Source organism: Halomonas sp. ISL-56, from assembly GCF_018612805.1.
Lineage (GTDB): Bacteria > Pseudomonadota > Gammaproteobacteria > Pseudomonadales > Halomonadaceae > Vreelandella.
In genome coordinates, this window is record NZ_JAGGRO010000011.1 from 594,022 (window position 1) to 609,990 (window position 15,969).

The following is a 15,969-nucleotide window of genomic DNA, read 5'->3' on the forward strand; positions in this document are numbered from 1 at the left end:
TCATCCCTGGCGTTGGGTCTTTATGGGGACTTCACACAGCCAGAAATCATGGCATAGATGGCATCGGCTTATGCTTTTCTGCTCTTTTGAAAACTGTGCCACATTTTATAGACACACACGAAAAAACCGCCCCTAAGGACGGTTTAATCTAATTCTCTAACGCTTTGCTTTTAACCACTCTTCAGTGGTGCCGACACCAGGAGTCGAACCCGGGACCTACTGATTACAAGTCAGTTGCTCTACCAACTGAGCTATGTCGGCGCTTCACGTTTCCTTGAGAAAATGATTGCTTTGCTGCTAGGCTTCACAATCAACAAGAAATCTTGTTGGCAATGGCTGGGGTACCAGGATTCGAACCTGGGAATGCCGCTACCAAAAAGCGGTGCCTTACCACTTGGCGATACCCCAACGTTTGGTGGCCAGAGACGGAATCGAACCGCCGACACGGGGATTTTCAATCCCCTGCTCTACCAACTGAGCTATCTGGCCGCTGCCAACGGTGCGTATTAAACTAAAATCTCCGCTTTTCGTCAACACCTTTGTGAAACTTTCTTGCGATACCGATGCTTAGGGGCTTTTTACCTGCGCCAGCTATGGCTCGGGCTTCTATACACCTGTACCTAAAACCTATACCTAACACCTATACCTAGAGCCACTGATGACAAGCTAGTTACTCGAACAAGCCACCCTATCCGAAGAACGAGCAACCGCCCTCTTCATGCCCTGCTATTCATGCCTGCGAGGGCGGTACATAGCCTTCGGCTTGATCGGTCTCCTGGTTATCCAGGAAACGCTGCATCTGCTCCATAAGGTAGGCACGGGCTTCAGGGTCGAGCATATTAAGGTGCTTCTCATTGATCAGGCGGGTCTGTAGTGCCTGCCAGGCCTCCCAGGCGGGCTTTGAAACGGTGGCCTGGATTTCCTGGCCCTGCTTGCCCGGCAAGGGCGGGAAAGGCAGCGCCTCTAGCTCTTTTTGGTACTTGCGGCAAAAAACGGTATTGCTCATAACGTGCTCCTGGTTCTGCAATTTAATTCCGTGATCTCATCCAACCAGCTTAAAACGCTTACGCGTGGCCCGGTGTTGGATTGAGGCTAAAGGGTGTTAGCTGGCTGAGCAGCGCTTTAACCGGGGCTGCAAGGCCCAGCGCGGGCGGATGATTAACGTCGTACCATACGCCGCTTTCGCGAACACCGCCCAGCCTATCGCAGCTGACCGGCTGCGGGGTAATCTGTAAGCGAAAATGGCTAAAGGTATGGTAGAAACTGGGCGATGTAGTCTCCCGCTTTGGGTTGACGGCGTTGGTTTCAAGCCAGTCGTTGAGTTCACTGTGCGTCTCAAACTGCGGCAAGCTCCATAACCCGCCCCATAGGCCGCTAGGCGGGCGCTGTTCCAGCCATACCCGGCCTTCTGGGTCACGCAGCATCAGCATAATCGTTTGCCGCGTAGGCAGCGCCTTTTTCGGTTTGGATTCTGGGTAGCGCTTTGGGGCACCTTCGGCGTAGGCCAAGCAGACATCGTCAAACGGGCAGCTCAAGCAGTCGGGCGTGCTGCGTTTACATAGCGTGGCACCAAAATCCATCATCGCCTGGGTGTAATCAGCCAGCCGCTCTGTGGGAGTGTAGTACTCCGCCAGCGCCCACAGCTTTCGTTCCACCGCAGGCTTGCCCGGCCAACCTGACAGCGCATGCAGGCGAGTGAGCGTACGCTTCACATTGCCGTCTAGAATAGCTGCCCGCTGCCCAGTGCTTTGCGCAATAATAGCGCCAGCGGTGGAGCGGCCAATGCCGGGCAGCGCCACTAAAGCGTCGATACTCTCCGTTGGCAGTTCACCATCGTGCTCCGCCAACGCAACCTGAGCAGCTTTATGTAAGTTGCGCGCGCGGGCGTAGTAACCAAGGCCTGTCCAGAGGTGCAGCACCTCATCCTGCGGCGCCTTGGCGAGGCTTTCCAGGGTAGGAAAGCGCACCATAAAACGCTCAAAGTAGGCAATGACAGTAGTCACTTGGGTTTGCTGCAGCATGATTTCCGACACCCACACCCGGTAGGCGCTGCGCGGCGACTGCCACGGCAAATCGTGGCGACCATAGCAATCAAACCAGGCCAGTAGACGCTGCTGGAATTCGCTTGCCGCCAACCGCGGCGTGGGCATATCTGTCATGTGCGTTCCTTAAACAGCAAGCTTTCTAATGTAAGGTTGTTAAATAGTCGCTATACAAAAGCGCCGGCGTTTAGGCCGGCGCTGCACTGACTGGTTTAGATCAGAATGTCGAGATACTCAGTTAAACAGACTACGCAGGCCGTCGCGGAGTTCTTGAGCAGCACCTTCACCAAGGCGTTCATCTAGTTTGTCTAACGAGTCACCCAAGCGCTCTTCCAGCTCTTCATCCACCCGATCCCCGGCTTCGTTACGCAGCAGGTCAACCACGGCGGTTTGGAACATCTCACGGTCAAAGCGGCACCACTCGGTACGCTCATCGCCGAAATTACCTTCACAGCGCACGGGTAACGGCAGTTGCTCCAAACGCGGATTAACCTCACAGGCCGCGTCGGCGGTGTCTACCAAGCGGGCATTAGCACGGGTATCGAAATTCAAGTTGGCGAGATTGAGCTCGCCTTCCCCGCGCACATCGATGCCAGGCAGGGTGATCAGCAGATCGTCACTTTCCACTAACCCGTTGCTAATTTGGAAGGTCGCATCAAAACGCTCAAAGCGTGTATCGGTGTGCCAATCCCGCAAGGTGCCCTGCCCCTCTAGCTGAGCCACCAGCTCGCACATTTGCTTGGAAATGTTGGTATTTAAAATAGCGCCATCGTTTAAGCGCGCATTAAGCTCCCCATTGAGGTTGCCAATGAGTGCTCCGCGGGTATTACCCTGACTGGTGACATCCCCAGCTAAATTAAAGCGGCCGCGCAGCGGTGACGCCTCTTCCTTTTTACTAATGGCTTCAATCAGTGGCGCAACCTGAACATTGTTAATGGTCGGCGAGAGCGCCCACTCAAGAATCGAGTCCGTGGCATCAAGCTGGCCGGTAGCGCTGAGTTCACCTTCGTAGAAGCGTGATTCAAACGCCGTTAGCCGGTGAATGCCATCGTCGCCACGCAGCTGCAAGCTTGGGTTATTGAAGGTAAGCCCCGCAAACATAAGCGTATCAACACTCAAATCGCCCTCTAGCGCCAGCCCGCTGAGAAACGATTGTGGCACGATTGTGTTGCTTTCCTGGGCGAAGGCATTACGCAAAAAGCCCCGGCTAGCCTGTTTGGCTGTCGCCTCACCGGGAAGGTAGTGATCAAGATCTAATTGGTCACCGGCTAAATCGAACGCCAAACGTGAGCCATCCAGCGCGGCTGATAGCTCACCGGTAAAGGTACTGTCGTCGACCACCAATGAAAGGCTAGGCAGGGAGAACTGTTCGCCATCGCCTTCAATAGGGCTGGTCATGGCCACATCGCTGAGCGCCAACTCGCCCGCGGTAGTGAGCGTCACGCCTGCACGGGCAAGCCAGGGTCGCAGTGTAAACGGGGCAGCGGTTAGCTGGCCACGGTAGCGCGGCGCATCGCGCAACTGCTCAATGTTAAGGTGCCCACTGACCCTTAGTCCATCAGGCCCGGTGAGCTGCAGCTCTTTCAACTGGGCCGTTTGTGCTTGCCAATCGCTCTCCAGGCCAAAGGCGAGAGCCAGCGCCAGGCTGCCCTGCCAGTTTTCCGCATTACGCAGGCCCGTTTCAAGCAGCCCCTCTTTAATAGTCAGTTGCTGCTCGCCCATACGGGCGACGAGTTCGGCGGCTTTCAAACTAAGCTGCTGAGGTTCACCCTGTGCGCCTTTAGTCGTGCGGGTGGTCAGCGCCATATTTTCCAGGGCGAAAAGCTTATCCGCCAAGCCAAGCCGCACGCGCGTTTCGAGATTAATCTCGCTGGTAAGGTCAGGGGTGCGTTCCAGCACTTCGGCATCAAGCCGATTATGCTTGGTCAGGGTAAACATGGCCTTCAATGGGAAGGCGCGCAGTGGGTTAACGTTGCTACCCGAGATATTCAGTTGCTGCATGCGCCACAGCGCTTGGGTTTGCGCATCGCGGAAGCGAATATCAGCGTTTTTCACTTCGACACTGGCGATGCTTAACACCACCGCCAGGCTACCGGCGTCTGCATTGGGGCCTGCACTGGCGGGTGCCAGCACCGTTTCAGCCGCGCCCTCATTATGTTCGGATAAGCGCTCCAACAAGGGCTCCCAGTTACCTTCGCCTTGCTCATCGCGCTCCAGATTAAGGCGCATACCGTCTAGCGTAAGGCCGTCAACGGCAATTTCCCCGCGCAGCAACGGGCCGAATGCCACGCTCACTTCCGCGCGGTCAATCGCCGCAAAAGCCGCGCTATCTTCAGCCTGCTCGGGTAACCAGGCGCGGGCTTTCTCTACGCTAACGCCGATTCGCGGGTAGAATGACCAGGTAATGGGGCCTTCCAGCGCCAAGTTGAGCCCGGTTTGTTCCTCAACAACGGCGGTTAAGCGGGGCTTAAAGTCTTCTGGATCCAGAAAGGTGGTCACATAGACCACGGCGGCGACCGCGACGATGGCAAGAATACCGACGGCTGCCAGTACAATACGTAATAGCTGTTTCATTACCCTTTCCCTTGTGGGTCTAGCTCAACAAAATCGCTGGTGGCGGGCACTCCCGCCGCCGGAGTTTCTGGATTGGCCATTGGCCGATAGCCTAGCTTAGAGAGCAGCACACGGTCAGCCAGTGGTAAGGTAGACGTTTCAATGCGCAGCACGCGGCCTTCCTGCTTGGCTTGCTCGCCGAGCAGGGCCATTAAGCGCGAACCGACGCCACGGCGGCGAGTGGTTTTGCGTACGCAGAGCTCAGAAAGCCACCACGCTCGGTCTTCGCCCTCTTGAACGGCAACGGCTCCCAGCAGCCGATCATTGAAAAGCGCGCAGGCAAAAAAGTGCTGGCCTGCAAAATGTTGTTCAATAAATGGCTCAACCGTTGGAGTGGGCATGCGCTCTTGGGGCGCATCCTGATAGATGCGCATCAGATCAAGGCGGATCTGCTCATCGGTCTCCCAACGGGCCTGGTCGACATGGTGCAGTGTCACCGGCATGGTGAAATCCTCTTCGCCAAAGCAGCCTGGCTGCTATTTCTGCCGCAATTGATTGCGGCTACATTTCGCGCATTGTAGCGGATGAAGGCGCCGATTCACTATAATGGTCGCTTCGCCCTAGGCTGATCAAATAATGGTAAGTTGATGCAGAGCCATCGGCCATCCCTCAGAGTGCGCCTTAGCGCAGGAGATGCAACATGTCAGCGCGTATTGCCACGGTTAGCCGTGACACCAACGAAACGCAGATCAAGGTCAGCGTCAATCTCGACGGTGAAGGCCGTCTCAATTGCCAAACCGGCGTTCCGTTTCTGGATCATATGCTTGATCAAGTTGCCCGCCACGGGATGATCGATCTCGACATCAACGCCACTGGCGACCTGCATATTGACGACCACCATACCGTAGAAGACCTGGGTATTACGCTAGGCCAAGCGTTTTTTGCAGCGATTGGCGATAAACGCGGTATCTACCGCTATGGTCACGCCTATGTGCCCCTGGATGAAGCGCTTTCTCGCGTGGTGATCGACTTTTCCGGTCGGGCAGGGCTACATATGAACGTTGAGTTTACTCGCGATACCATCGGCAGTATGGACACTCAGCTGTTCTGGGAGTTTTTCCAAGGCTTCGTCAACCATGCCCACGTCACGCTGCATATCGACAATATAAAAGGTTTTAACGCCCACCATCAGGCGGAAACGATTTTTAAGGCCTTCGGTCGGGCGCTACGCATGGCCGTGGCAGAAGACCCGCGCATGGCAGGCCAAATGCCCTCCACCAAAGGAAGTCTGTGATGCTGCGCTGTATCCTGTGCGATGCCATGGGCTATGCCGTTAGCCCTATTTTGTCCACTTCTCCAAGGAGCGCTTCATGACCATTGCTGTAATCGACTATGGGATGGGTAATCTACATTCCGTGGCCAAAGCGCTGGAGCATGTGACCCATGAGAATGTCGTCATTACCCGAGACCCGCGCCGCATTCTGGGCGCAACGCGCTTGGTTCTGCCCGGCCAAGGGGCCATTCGCGACTGCGTTGGCGAACTTGAACGCACCGAGTTACGTGGGCTGGTGGACGATATTTTAACCCGTCAAGCCAAGCCGCTATTGGGAATCTGCGTGGGACAGCAGATGCTGCTGGAGCGCAGCGAAGAGAACGGCGGCGTGGAGTGCCTAGGCTTCTTTAAAGGCAGCGTGGATCGCTTTCCTGGCGATATGCGCGACGCCCACGAGCAGCGTTTGAAAGTACCGCATATGGGCTGGAACGTGGTCGAACAGCACCATGAACACCCGCTCTGGGCCGGTATTGATAACCGCGAACACTTCTACTTTGTGCATAGCTACTACGTTAATGCCGCGGAAGATGCCCAAGTGTTTGGCACTACCCAATACGGTAAGGTAAGCGCCCACGTGGCCATTGCCCGTGATTCGACCTTCGCGGTGCAGTTTCATCCGGAAAAGAGCTCACGCGCGGGCCTCCGCCTGCTTGAAAATTTTGTTACCTGGACGCCCTGAGAGGATTTTGTATGTTGGTAATTCCCGCTATTGATCTCAAAGACGGCCAGTGTGTCCGGTTAAAGCAGGGCCGCATGGAAGACGCGACCTCTTACGGCGATGATCCAGTCGCGATGGCAGCCCGCTGGGTAGAGGCAGGGGCCCGGCGCCTTCACTTAGTCGATTTGAACGGCGCCTTTGAAGGCAAACCGGTGAATGGCGATGCTGTCACGGCGATTGCCCGCGCCTACCCCAACCTGCCGATTCAAATTGGTGGTGGTATCCGCAGTGCGGAAACCATTGAGCATTATTTAAGTGCCGGTGTCTCTTACGTCATTATCGGCACCAAAGCGGTAAAAGAGCCTGCATTTGTGGGCGAGATGTGCCGCGCCTTTCCCGGCCATGTGATCGTTGGTCTCGATGCCAAAGATGGCTATGTCGCCACCGACGGCTGGGCCGAAGTCTCTACGGTTAAGGCTACTGAATTGGCCAAGCGTTTCGCCAACGATGGCGTTTCCAGCATCGTCTACACCGACATTGCCCGCGACGGCATGATGCAGGGCGTCAACGTGGAAGCCACCGCGCAACTGGCCCGAGAAGGCGGTTTACCGGTGATTGCCTCGGGTGGTGTGACCAATCTGGACGACATCAAAGCCCTCTGCAAGGTGGCTGATAGCGGCATCCTGGGCGCTATTACTGGCCGGGCGATTTATGAAGGCAGCCTGGACGTCGCCGAGGCCCAGCGATTGAGCGACCAACTAACGGGAGGCGGCTCATGAGCCTTACCAAACGCATTATCCCCTGCTTGGATGTAGACGCCGGACGGGTGGTCAAAGGTGTCAATTTTGTTGGCATTCGCGATGCCGGTGATCCGGTGGAGATTGCCCAGCGCTATAACCAGCAGGGCGCCGACGAGATCACCTTTCTCGATATTACCGCCAGCCACGAAGACCGCGACACTACGGTGGAAATGGTCGAACGCATCGCCGGGGAAGTATTTATCCCGTTGACTGTCGGTGGCGGCATTCGTAGCTGTGACGACATTCGCACCATGTTGAACGCCGGGGCAGACAAAGTCTCGATCAACACCGCGGCGGTCACCAATCCTGAGTTTGTGCGCGAAGCCGCCGAACGCTTTGGCAGCCAGTGCATTGTGGTAGCGATCGACGCCAAAAGGGTCTCTGAAGAGGGTGAGACACCCCGCTGGGAAATTTTTACCCATGGCGGCCGTCGCCCAACGGGTCTGGATGCCGTTGAGTGGGCGAAGAAGATGGTGGAATTCGGCGCGGGAGAACTACTGCTGACCAGCATGGATCGCGACGGTACCAAGATTGGTTTTGACCTGGGCGTGACCCATGCAATTTCCGAAGCAGTGAGCGTGCCAGTCATTGCCTCAGGCGGAGTGGGTAACCTGGATCACCTGGTGGATGGCGTGCTCAAGGGCGGCGCCGATGCGGTGTTGGCCGCGAGTATCTTCCACTTTGGCGAGTACACCATTCCTGAAGCTAAACGTTATATGGCCGAACGCGGTATCGAAATGCGGCTTTAAAATGCCCTTTATCAACCAGGAACATCGAATGTATCGCTTACATCCATGGATGGGATGGCTAGCAGGTCTGCTGATTAGCATGCCTGCTACTGCATTCTCGCTACCTGATTGGACACCGGCGTTGGAGTGGGATCACACTCTGGTGCAAACCAGCCTTTATACCCGCCACTTCAGCCCCGATCCAGACCATACCAACCAGCAAGACCTGATTAGCATCGAACTGCATAATCCGAATCGCTGGTTAGCGGGCGCCGCTTGGTTCAAAAATTCCTTTGATCAACCTTCTTGGTACTTCTATGCAGGGCGGGAATTTCCTCTGTGGCAAACCGATCAGGGTTTAAACGTGCGCGCCAAACTAACCGCCGGTCTCCTGCGCGGCTACCAGGGTGAGTATCGCGACAAAATTCCGCTCAATCACTTGGAAATCGCCCCGGCAGCACTCCCCAGTATCGGTGTGCAGTGGGGCCGATTTGAATCTGACCTGATTGTATTTGGCGCTGCTGGCATGATGGTAACCGCGGGGGTGCGTTTTTAGCCGCTACTCCTCAACTTCGTCCAGCGACAAACCCAGGTTACTAATCCCCCCATTGCGGCCTAATTCGCGCACGTCTTTTAGCCCCGCTTTATCCAACGGCTCGCTGACGGTGTCGAGCACAGCGTCTTGAAAGTCGTTTTCATCGGCCATCAGCGGATGGTCGCGAATCATCAGTGCCAACGCTTGCGCGTCAACTTCACCTTCGGTGAGCTCTATAAAGGCGCGCACGCCCGCACGCGATGTGCGGCTCACATCCAGCACGGCTTCTGGGGAGTCGCCTTGTAGGGTGTCCAGAAGCGCCGAGACCGACACCACGGCATCCAGGGCTCGCCGAGCACCAAAGCTGTCATCCTCTTCCGGCGGCTCACACTCAGCGAGCTTTTCCGCCTGGCGAGCAAAGTCGATACTGGCGTTAGGCACATTAAGCCGTTCCCAGACCAAACTCAGCACGGTACGCAGCGTATGGCTATCGCCGTGGCCGGTGGTTTGCTCATAGAGCACATAGTTAGGCAGCAAACGCTCACATAGCGCCGCCATAAAGGCTTGCTGGGCGGGGAGAGGGAGTTCTTGCAGCCGTTGGTAAAAGCCCTGGGGTTTCGACACCATACTGATTTCCTGGAACGCTTGACGTGGGATATTGGTGAAAAGTAGTGGGTACGTTATCGTCTCTATACGCTTGGGGCGATCCCCCAGCGCTTCGATGATTGTACGGCCGGCGAGGAGATTACCATGCATATTCATCTGCTACAGCACGGCCCTGACCATGGCCCCGCCCGTTTAACCGACTGGCTAACCAGTATGGGCCATAGTTACACCGTTTTTCATCTCTACGCAGGCGAGCTGACACCCCGCCCAAACGAATCTGATGCGCTGATTGTCCTCGATGGCCCAGAGGCACTACTCAGCCAACCCCCGGCGTGGTTTAAAGCAGAAGACAAACTGATCAACCGCTACCTGGACGGCCAAAAACCGCTGTTGGGCATAGGCCTGGGCGCACACTGGATTGCCCAGGCGCTGGGCTCAGTGGTGGCGCCTGGTACTTATACTGAAACAGGCTGGCATACGGTCACCCTTGCGCCGGAAAGCTCGCTCGATTTACCTGAAACCTTCACCGCTTTTATGTGGCATCGCTACGTCTTTAGCCTTCCCGACGATGCGTTTCCCCTCGGTGGTAGCGAAGCCGCACCGCTGCAGGGGTTTGCCTGGGACAAAGGTCGTGTCCTCGGTCTGCTGTGCCATCTAGAAGCCACCGCGGCTAGCGTAAAACAGCTGTTAGGCAGCGCCGAGTGGCCCAGCGCACCGCTCACCGCCACCCGCTACGTTCAGGATGACACGCAGATCCTTGAAGCCCCCAACCGCTTTATTAATTTAGCGCCACTACTGGATCGCGTCATGACTCAGTGGCTTAAAGCGGCGTAACCGTAGCAAGAATATGGCCGTCAGCGGTTCCACTGCCTGGCGGCCGCTAGGCAACTATCCCAATCACCCACATGAATTTCTGGCGGAACGGCGTCGCGCTGCTTCTCTAAGTGGTAACGGTAGAGTGGGTCGTAGTATTCGGTAAGTAGCGGCGCAAGCCAGGCTTCGTGGGCTTGGGGGTTGCCTTGGGCATGCTCCTTAAAGGCCAGCGCCTGCAGCCGCTGTAAGCGCTGCAGGCGCGCGTTGCCTAAGCGTTTGCCTAAACGAATAAGCGCGTTGCTTAACTGTGCCTGCATTAATTGCCAGCCTTGATAGTCGCCATGGCGAGCGGCATAGGCCTGCTCCAGATCGATAATATAGTCCTGCTGGATCTGAGCTAGGCGCCAGTCCAATGGCATTTCGATACGCACCCGTGGCGCTTGCTGCAGTGCCCGCCAAAAGCTCAGCGGAATATTGGCATTACCAATCTGGCGGGACTCATCTTCAATGACCAGCCCTTCCGTCAGCCCAATTAGCCGCTTGGCCAGCGCATGCTCAAAGTTGATTTGCGTGGCAGGCTGTTCGGGCCTGCGCCCAAAGGCGGAGCCTTTATGATGCGCGTAAGCCTCCAGGTCGACGCCGTTATCAAGCTGGTTAATCAGCGTTGTTTTTGCACATCCGGTCAGCCCCGCGACAACCAGCATGGGTTGAAGAGCGGCGGTCTCGATGCGCTCACACAGCGCTTGACGCATGGCTTTCCAACCACCCTCCAGGCGCGGCCTTGAGATACCGGCTTCTTCTAGCCACTGCTGAGCAATTTTTGAACGTAGCCCGCCGCGAAAGCAGTAAATCAGTGCGTCGGGATAATCGGCTAAATACGCCTGCCACGCCGCGATCCGCGCCTGCTTGACCTCGCCGCTGACTAAGCGTTCGCCTAACTCAATCGCCGCGGCTTGGCCGTGCTTTTTATAAGCAATGCCCACCTGATGGCGCTCATCATCGACCATTAAAGGCAGATTGACGGCACCGGGCAGCGCGCCCTGGGCAAACTCCACCGGGGCGCGCACATCTATTAGCGGACGCTCTTCTCTGATTAAACTCAGAACCACTGGCGTCGTTGCTGACATCGCGGCTAGTGTCACCCGACCACCTCAATGGAGGCGTTGCCTTGACGCGCTTTCATTACTCCAAATGCGTGTAACGACAGGCCGAATTCGCGGCCGATGCGCTCAACGTCGTCTTCCCAGGCGGGGTCGACGCTGAGCAGCAGGCCGCCGGAGGTTTGTGGGTCGCATAACCACTGCCAGTGGGCTTCGTCCATAATGGGTAGGCTTTCACCCAGCGCATCGCGATTACGCAGCGTACCGCCAGGCACAGCGCCCTGGCGACGATAGGACTCCGCCTCAGCGAGACGTGGCAGCTTACGAAAATCAATTTGTGCCATCACATTGCTGGCTTGGCACATTTCCGCAAGGTGGCCTGCCAAACCAAAACCGGTGACATCGGTCATGGCGTTCACCCCTTTCACATCGGCAAGCTTCACACCAATGCTATTGGGCTTAAGCATGGTTTCACGGGCAAGCCCATGGTGACCCATTTCCAGCAAACCGCGTTTCTCTGCCGTGGTGAGCATGCCGACGCCTAACGGTTTGGTTAAGAACAGTAGATCACCGGGCTTGGCGGTGCTGTTTAGCTTCAGCTTGTCCAGGTCGATCAAGCCGTTTACAGCGAGCCCGAAAATTGGCTCAGGCGCATCGATAGAGTGACCGCCCGCTAGGGCAACGCCTAATTCGCGACATACCGCCTGGGCACCGGCCATGACATCACCCGCCACTTCAGCGCTAAGCTTGTCCAGTGGCCAACCCAGAATGCCTAACGCCATCACCGGCGTCCCCCCCATGGCGAAAACATCACTGATTGCATTGGTTGCCGCGATACGCCCAAAATCGAAGGGGTCATCGACAATGGGCATAAAGAAGTCCGTGGTGGCAATCATGCCGCGGCCATCGCCCAGATCGTAAACGGCGGCATCTTCGCGCCCTTGATTGCCGACGATAAGCTGCTTATGGCCCGCCGCGGGCCCCGCCTTGGCAAGAATGCCATCCAGCACATCTGGGGCGATTTTGCAGCCGCAGCCCGCACCGTGGCTATATTGAGTCAAGCGAATCGAACTCATCGTGTCTCTCCTTGGCACTTGGGGAATATCATCAGTTTAGCCCAGCATGGCGCAGACTAAAGGGCGTCCAACGCGTCACTGAGTTTATCCACGGCAATCACCTCCATGCCTTTGGGCGCCTGCTTCGGGGCATTAGCGCGCGGTACAATGGCACGTAGAAAACCGTGTTTGGCGGCTTCGGCAATACGCTCCTGGCCGCTGGGTACCGGACGTATTTCGCCGGAAAGCCCAACCTCACCAAATACCACTAGCTCTTTGGGTAGTGCCCGGTTTTGCAGGCTAGAGACCACCGCCAAAAGTACTGCCAAATCGGCGCTGGTTTCCAACACTTTGACACCGCCGACGACATTTAAAAACACATCCTGGTCGCCGGTAAATAGGCCGCCGTGGCGATTAAGTACCGCCAGCAGCATGGCCAAACGGTTTTGATCCACGCCGACGGCGACTCGACGTGGATTGCCCAGCGCAGACTCATCCACCAGCGCTTGCACCTCGACCAAAATCGGCCGCGTGCCTTCCCAGACCACCATCACAAGACTGCCGGGCGCTTGCACCTCTTGGCGGGAAAGAAAGATTGCACTAGGGTTTTTAACCTCTTTAAGCCCCTGTTCAAGCATAGCGAAAACGCCTAGCTCGTTAACGGCGCCAAAGCGGTTTTTCTGACCACGTAGGGTGCGAAAGCGTGAGTCTGCGCCGCCTTCCAGTAACAGTGAGGCATCAATCATATGCTCAAGCACTTTAGGGCCAGCCAGTGAACCGTCTTTGGTGACGTGTCCCACCAGTAATAGGACAGTATTGGTCTTCTTGGCGAAGCGCGTCAGCGCGGCGGCCGACTCGCGCACCTGGGCAACGCCACCCGGCGCCGAGGCGATATCTTCCAGGTGCATGGTTTGAATAGAGTCGATCACCAGAATCTCTGGTTTCTCCCGCTCAGCCACCGCCAGAATAGTTTCCACGCTGGTCTCGGCCAGCATCTTCAAACCGTTGGTAGGCAATTGTAGGCGATGAGCGCGCATGGCAACCTGGGAGAGTGACTCCTCTCCGGTCACATAGAGAATGCGCCGCTGCTGGGCCAGCTTGCAGGCTGTTTGCAGCAACAGCGTCGATTTACCTGCGCCAGGATTGCCCCCCAGTAGCACTGCCGAGCCAGGCACAAGCCCGCCGCCCAGCACACGGTCAAACTCCGCGAACGTAGAACTCATACGCGGCACTTCGCTGAGATCCACATTACCCAGGTCGATCACTTCCCGGGATAGATCCCCCGCATAACCAGATCGACCAGAGGCTGCGCCGCCACCGGGACGGGCGCTCGCCAAATGCACTTCACTGAGCGTATTCCACTCTTGGCAACTGCTGCACTGCCCCTGCCATTTTCGATATTCGGCGCCACACTCGGTGCATACAAAGGCGCTTTTGGCTTTGGCCACTGCCATGACACTCCTACGGTTGCTGTCACTAATCGCTTGCGTCAAACGCGTACTTTACAATCGTTAGAGCCAGCAAACACAAAAGGCGGCCAGTGGCCGCCTTTTGTACTGCTGGCTAACGCGTTATTGACGCTTTAGCTGCAGCATTTCACCATTTTCAAAGCGGCGACGCTCTGGGTCAATCAACTCCAGCGTGCTCTCATCAATACGCATAAAGTAGTAGATCTGACCATCACCATTCGGCGTTAGCTCGTAAACCGTAGCATCTGGATCAGAAGGCGTACCGGTCAGCACTTCCCAATTACCCGCGTAGTTTTCATCCGGGGGTGTTTGAGGATGGTTCCGGTAAGAAGCGTTCAGCGTGAAGGTGCGTTCTTCAGCAGCGCTCATCTCTTCACCCACCATCGTGACATCCAGATCGATACCATCGCAATTACGGCAAGGCAGTGAACCTTGGTAATTTTGCTGTGCGGCAGCCGCCTCTTCTTGCTGCTGTTCCATGGGGCTGCTTGCACAACCAGCCAGCAGTGCCAACATAGCCGAACCGGCCAGCAAACTCTTAAGTTGCATAGAGTGTCTCCTTAATCTCGTGTTGGACATCACATTTATTTACGCGCACTTATGACAGCATAACCGCTACAAGGTGCGACGCACACCCCCTGCGATGCGAATGCTTGCGCTTAGGTAGCCTTCAAGCGACCATGGTGTACTTTGCTAGGATAATCAGGTTACCCACATGAGCCAATACTGGAGTCCGGCCGTTCGCGAACTTACGCCCTACGTGCCAGGCGAACAACCCCGCGAGCAGCTTGTTAAGCTCAATACCAATGAAAACCCTTACCCACCTGCGCCAGGCGTCGGTGAGGCGCTTCGCGGTTACGCAACAGACCATCTGCGCCTCTATCCTGACCCAACCTCTGCAGCGCTGCGTGAAGCGTTAGCGGAGTCATTTAAGGTAGCAAGTAGCCAAGTATTTGTGGGTAATGGTTCCGATGAGGTGCTGGCGTTTGCTTTCCAAGCATTTTTCCGCCATAACGCGCCACTCGACGTACCCACGATCACCTATAGCTTCTATCCCGTTTACGCCAATCTTTATGGCGTGGAGCTGCGTAAGCATCCGCTCAATAAGCAGTGGGAGGTCGATATTGAGGCGCTTGCTAGCCAGACTGAGCGTAGTGGCGTTATCTTCGCCAACCCGAATGCGCCGACCGGCCATGCACACCCACTGGAGGCTATTGAGGCGCTGCTTAAGCGCGTCACGGATCGCGTGGTACTGGTGGATGAGGCTTATGTCGATTTCGGCGCAGAGAGTGCTGTAGCGCTAATTGACCGCTATCCTAACCTGCTAGTCACCGGTACGTTTTCTAAGTCACGTAGCTTGGCAGGTTTGCGGCTGGGCTATGCGGTGGGCTCACAAGAGTTGATTGATGGCCTGCTGCGGGTAAAAGACTCGTTTAACTCTTATCCAGTCGATAGCTTGGCAAGTCTGGTCGGTATCGCCGCATTGAAAGATGTCGAGCATTTTGAAGCTTGCCGAGAGCATGTGATTACCACGCGTGAGCGCACCCGTCAGCGCCTTGAAGCGCTAGGATTTGAAGTTTTGCCTTCAAAGGCGAACTTTGTGCTTGCTCAACACCCTGACTACCCTGGCGCACAGCTTTTTGCTGGCCTACGCGAGCGGGGCATTCTGGTGCGTCATTTTAATACCTTAGACCTCAACAACTTCCTACGTATTACCATCGGAACCGATAATGAGATGGATAGTTTGATTGAAGCGCTAGAGACGCTTCTTTAGTAAAGGGTGAGGTGTGAGGTGTGAGGTGTGAGGTGTTGAAGTTTACCCCTCACTCCTCACTATTTTCTCCTCACAACCTAACTTACACGCAAAAAAAATCCCCCAAGGCGTAAGCCCTGGGGGATTTTTCATAATAAGTGCCTGACGATGACTGGGCCGGCCATCCGGGACTCTCCATGGGGAGACCCCTTGGCTTTCTTCCATACAAACAAAAAACCCAGCCGATTGGCTGGGTTCTTCGTTTAATAAGTGCCTGACAATGACCTACTCTCGCATGGGGAGACCCCACACTACCATCGGCGCTAAGCGGTTTCACTTCTGAGTTCGGCAAGGGATCAGGTGGTTCACGCGTGCTATGGTCGTCAGGCGTAACGGGTAATGTACATCATGCTGACTAGCTTTCTATCGTTGCTTGCTAAATTGTGTGCGTCTCATTGCCAAGCCCTGTGTTAAACAGTTAGCTCAGCTTGCGTATCCGGTTCTTCACGTTATCATCACGACCA

Annotated in this window: 16 protein-coding genes, 3 tRNA genes and 1 rRNA gene; 7 read left to right on the forward strand and 13 right to left on the reverse strand. The window is 56.0% G+C overall.

Translation table 11 applies throughout. The features are described from left to right. Positions 1-185 precede the first annotated feature (185 nt). The 7 genes from J7J49_RS10650 to J7J49_RS10680 form a co-directional block, all read right to left on the reverse strand. Positions 186-261, reverse strand: a tRNA-Thr gene (locus tag J7J49_RS10650). 72 nt (positions 262-333) lie between these two features. After that, positions 334-408 (reverse strand) — tRNA-Gln (locus J7J49_RS10655). A gap of 5 nt (positions 409-413) precedes the next feature. Next, positions 414-489: transfer RNA gene (locus J7J49_RS10660), tRNA-Phe, on the reverse strand. 241 nt (positions 490-730) lie between these two features. After that, positions 731-1,006 carry an oxidative damage protection protein gene (locus tag J7J49_RS10665; protein WP_215092381.1) on the reverse strand — a complete coding sequence of 92 codons (276 nt, stop codon included), beginning with the start codon at positions 1,004-1,006 and terminating at the stop codon, positions 731-733. 58 nt (positions 1,007-1,064) lie between these two features. Next, positions 1,065-2,159, reverse strand: a complete 1,095-nt coding sequence (gene mutY / locus J7J49_RS10670; RefSeq protein WP_215092383.1) for an A/G-specific adenine glycosylase — start codon at positions 2,157-2,159, stop codon at positions 1,065-1,067. 117 nt (positions 2,160-2,276) lie between these two features. Then, positions 2,277-4,616: an AsmA family protein gene (locus J7J49_RS10675; protein WP_215092385.1), complete on the reverse strand. Its 2,340-nt coding sequence runs from the start codon at positions 4,614-4,616 to the stop codon at positions 2,277-2,279. Continuing rightward, positions 4,616-5,098, reverse strand: coding sequence for a GNAT family N-acetyltransferase (locus J7J49_RS10680; RefSeq protein WP_064234031.1), 483 nt, complete (start codon positions 5,096-5,098; stop codon positions 4,616-4,618). The genes J7J49_RS10675 and J7J49_RS10680 overlap by 1 nt, the downstream gene beginning before the upstream one ends. Positions 5,099-5,295: 197 nt before the next feature. On the opposite strand from J7J49_RS10680, the gene hisB reads away from it, so the two are divergent. From hisB to J7J49_RS10705, 5 genes are all read left to right on the forward strand, one after another. Then, the gene (hisB, locus tag J7J49_RS10685; RefSeq protein ID WP_064234030.1) at positions 5,296-5,889 is read left to right on the forward strand and encodes an imidazoleglycerol-phosphate dehydratase HisB; all 594 of its coding nucleotides are present in this window, start codon (positions 5,296-5,298) and stop codon (positions 5,887-5,889) included. Between the two features lie 76 nt (positions 5,890-5,965). Further along, on the forward strand, positions 5,966-6,607 hold the full coding sequence (gene hisH, locus J7J49_RS10690) for an imidazole glycerol phosphate synthase subunit HisH (RefSeq protein WP_064234029.1): 642 nt from the start codon (positions 5,966-5,968) through the stop codon (positions 6,605-6,607). An 11-nt stretch (positions 6,608-6,618) separates the two neighbouring features. Continuing rightward, a complete protein-coding gene (gene hisA, locus J7J49_RS10695; protein WP_064234028.1) occupies positions 6,619-7,365 on the forward strand; it encodes a 1-(5-phosphoribosyl)-5-[(5-phosphoribosylamino)methylideneamino]imidazole-4-carboxamide isomerase in 747 nt (248 codons plus the stop codon). Then, the gene (gene hisF, locus J7J49_RS10700; protein WP_064234027.1) at positions 7,362-8,135 is read left to right on the forward strand and encodes an imidazole glycerol phosphate synthase subunit HisF; all 774 of its coding nucleotides are present in this window, start codon (positions 7,362-7,364) and stop codon (positions 8,133-8,135) included. Before hisA ends, hisF begins: the two co-directional genes overlap by 4 nt. 28 nt (positions 8,136-8,163) lie before the next feature. Further along, positions 8,164-8,670 (forward strand): hypothetical protein, encoded by a 507-nt coding sequence (locus J7J49_RS10705; RefSeq protein WP_082906629.1) that lies wholly within the window; start codon positions 8,164-8,166, stop codon positions 8,668-8,670. Between the two features lie 3 nt (positions 8,671-8,673). On the opposite strand, the gene J7J49_RS10710 is transcribed toward J7J49_RS10705, so the two are convergent. Continuing rightward, positions 8,674-9,276 carry a YjaG family protein gene (locus tag J7J49_RS10710; RefSeq protein ID WP_064234426.1) on the reverse strand — a complete coding sequence of 201 codons (603 nt, stop codon included), beginning with the start codon at positions 9,274-9,276 and terminating at the stop codon, positions 8,674-8,676. A 123-nt stretch (positions 9,277-9,399) separates the two neighbouring features. On the opposite strand from J7J49_RS10710, the gene J7J49_RS10715 reads away from it, so the two are divergent. Further along, positions 9,400-10,089, forward strand: coding sequence for a type 1 glutamine amidotransferase (locus J7J49_RS10715; RefSeq protein ID WP_215092387.1), 690 nt, complete (start codon positions 9,400-9,402; stop codon positions 10,087-10,089). A gap of 20 nt (positions 10,090-10,109) precedes the next feature. Here J7J49_RS10715 and mnmH read toward each other — a convergent pair whose 3' ends face one another. The 4 genes from mnmH to J7J49_RS10735 all read right to left on the reverse strand — a co-directional run bounded on the left by mnmH (position 10,110) and on the right by J7J49_RS10735 (position 14,241). Further along, positions 10,110-11,195: a tRNA 2-selenouridine(34) synthase MnmH gene (mnmH, locus tag J7J49_RS10720; protein ID WP_215092435.1), complete on the reverse strand. Its 1,086-nt coding sequence runs from the start codon at positions 11,193-11,195 to the stop codon at positions 10,110-10,112. Between the two features lie 11 nt (positions 11,196-11,206). Then, a complete protein-coding gene (selD, locus tag J7J49_RS10725) occupies positions 11,207-12,244 on the reverse strand; it encodes a selenide, water dikinase SelD (protein WP_215092389.1) in 1,038 nt (345 codons plus the stop codon). A 56-nt stretch (positions 12,245-12,300) separates the two neighbouring features. After that, complete coding sequence (gene radA / locus J7J49_RS10730) at positions 12,301-13,671, reverse strand: DNA repair protein RadA (RefSeq protein WP_215092438.1); 1,371 nt, start codon at positions 13,669-13,671, stop codon at positions 12,301-12,303. Positions 13,672-13,794: 123 nt separating this feature from the next. After that, positions 13,795-14,241, reverse strand: a complete 447-nt coding sequence (locus J7J49_RS10735) for a copper resistance protein NlpE N-terminal domain-containing protein (protein ID WP_064234023.1) — start codon at positions 14,239-14,241, stop codon at positions 13,795-13,797. A gap of 166 nt (positions 14,242-14,407) precedes the next feature. Between J7J49_RS10735 and hisC the strand changes: the two genes are divergently transcribed. Beyond that, positions 14,408-15,466 (forward strand): histidinol-phosphate transaminase, encoded by a 1,059-nt coding sequence (gene hisC / locus J7J49_RS10740; protein WP_215092390.1) that lies wholly within the window; start codon positions 14,408-14,410, stop codon positions 15,464-15,466. A gap of 251 nt (positions 15,467-15,717) precedes the next feature. On the opposite strand, the gene rrf is transcribed toward hisC, so the two are convergent. Next, positions 15,718-15,833 (reverse strand): 5S ribosomal RNA (gene rrf / locus J7J49_RS10745). Positions 15,834-15,969 lie beyond the last annotated feature (136 nt).

What these genes read in the sequence shown, in the direction of transcription:
- J7J49_RS10665 (WP_215092381.1), bottom strand. Translation starts at nt 1,006, where the DNA reads ATGAGCAATACCGTTTTTTGCCGCAAGTACCAAAAAGAGCTAGAGGCG.
- mutY (WP_215092383.1), bottom strand. Translation starts at nt 2,159, where the DNA reads ATGACAGATATGCCCACGCCGCGGTTGGCGGCAAGCGAATTCCAGCAG.
- J7J49_RS10675 (WP_215092385.1), bottom strand. Translation starts at nt 4,616, where the DNA reads ATGAAACAGCTATTACGTATTGTACTGGCAGCCGTCGGTATTCTTGCC.
- J7J49_RS10680 (WP_064234031.1), bottom strand. Translation starts at nt 5,098, where the DNA reads ATGCCGGTGACACTGCACCATGTCGACCAGGCCCGTTGGGAGACCGAT.
- hisB (WP_064234030.1), top strand. Translation starts at nt 5,296, where the DNA reads ATGTCAGCGCGTATTGCCACGGTTAGCCGTGACACCAACGAAACGCAG.
- hisH (WP_064234029.1), top strand. Translation starts at nt 5,966, where the DNA reads ATGACCATTGCTGTAATCGACTATGGGATGGGTAATCTACATTCCGTG.
- hisA (WP_064234028.1), top strand. Translation starts at nt 6,619, where the DNA reads ATGTTGGTAATTCCCGCTATTGATCTCAAAGACGGCCAGTGTGTCCGG.
- hisF (WP_064234027.1), top strand. Translation starts at nt 7,362, where the DNA reads ATGAGCCTTACCAAACGCATTATCCCCTGCTTGGATGTAGACGCCGGA.
- J7J49_RS10705 (WP_082906629.1), top strand. Translation starts at nt 8,164, where the DNA reads ATGTATCGCTTACATCCATGGATGGGATGGCTAGCAGGTCTGCTGATT.
- J7J49_RS10710 (WP_064234426.1), bottom strand. Translation starts at nt 9,276, where the DNA reads ATGGTGTCGAAACCCCAGGGCTTTTACCAACGGCTGCAAGAACTCCCT.
- J7J49_RS10715 (WP_215092387.1), top strand. Translation starts at nt 9,400, where the DNA reads ATGCATATTCATCTGCTACAGCACGGCCCTGACCATGGCCCCGCCCGT.
- mnmH (WP_215092435.1), bottom strand. Translation starts at nt 11,195, where the DNA reads ATGTCAGCAACGACGCCAGTGGTTCTGAGTTTAATCAGAGAAGAGCGT.
- selD (WP_215092389.1), bottom strand. Translation starts at nt 12,244, where the DNA reads ATGAGTTCGATTCGCTTGACTCAATATAGCCACGGTGCGGGCTGCGGC.
- J7J49_RS10735 (WP_064234023.1), bottom strand. Translation starts at nt 14,241, where the DNA reads ATGCAACTTAAGAGTTTGCTGGCCGGTTCGGCTATGTTGGCACTGCTG.
- hisC (WP_215092390.1), top strand. Translation starts at nt 14,408, where the DNA reads ATGAGCCAATACTGGAGTCCGGCCGTTCGCGAACTTACGCCCTACGTG.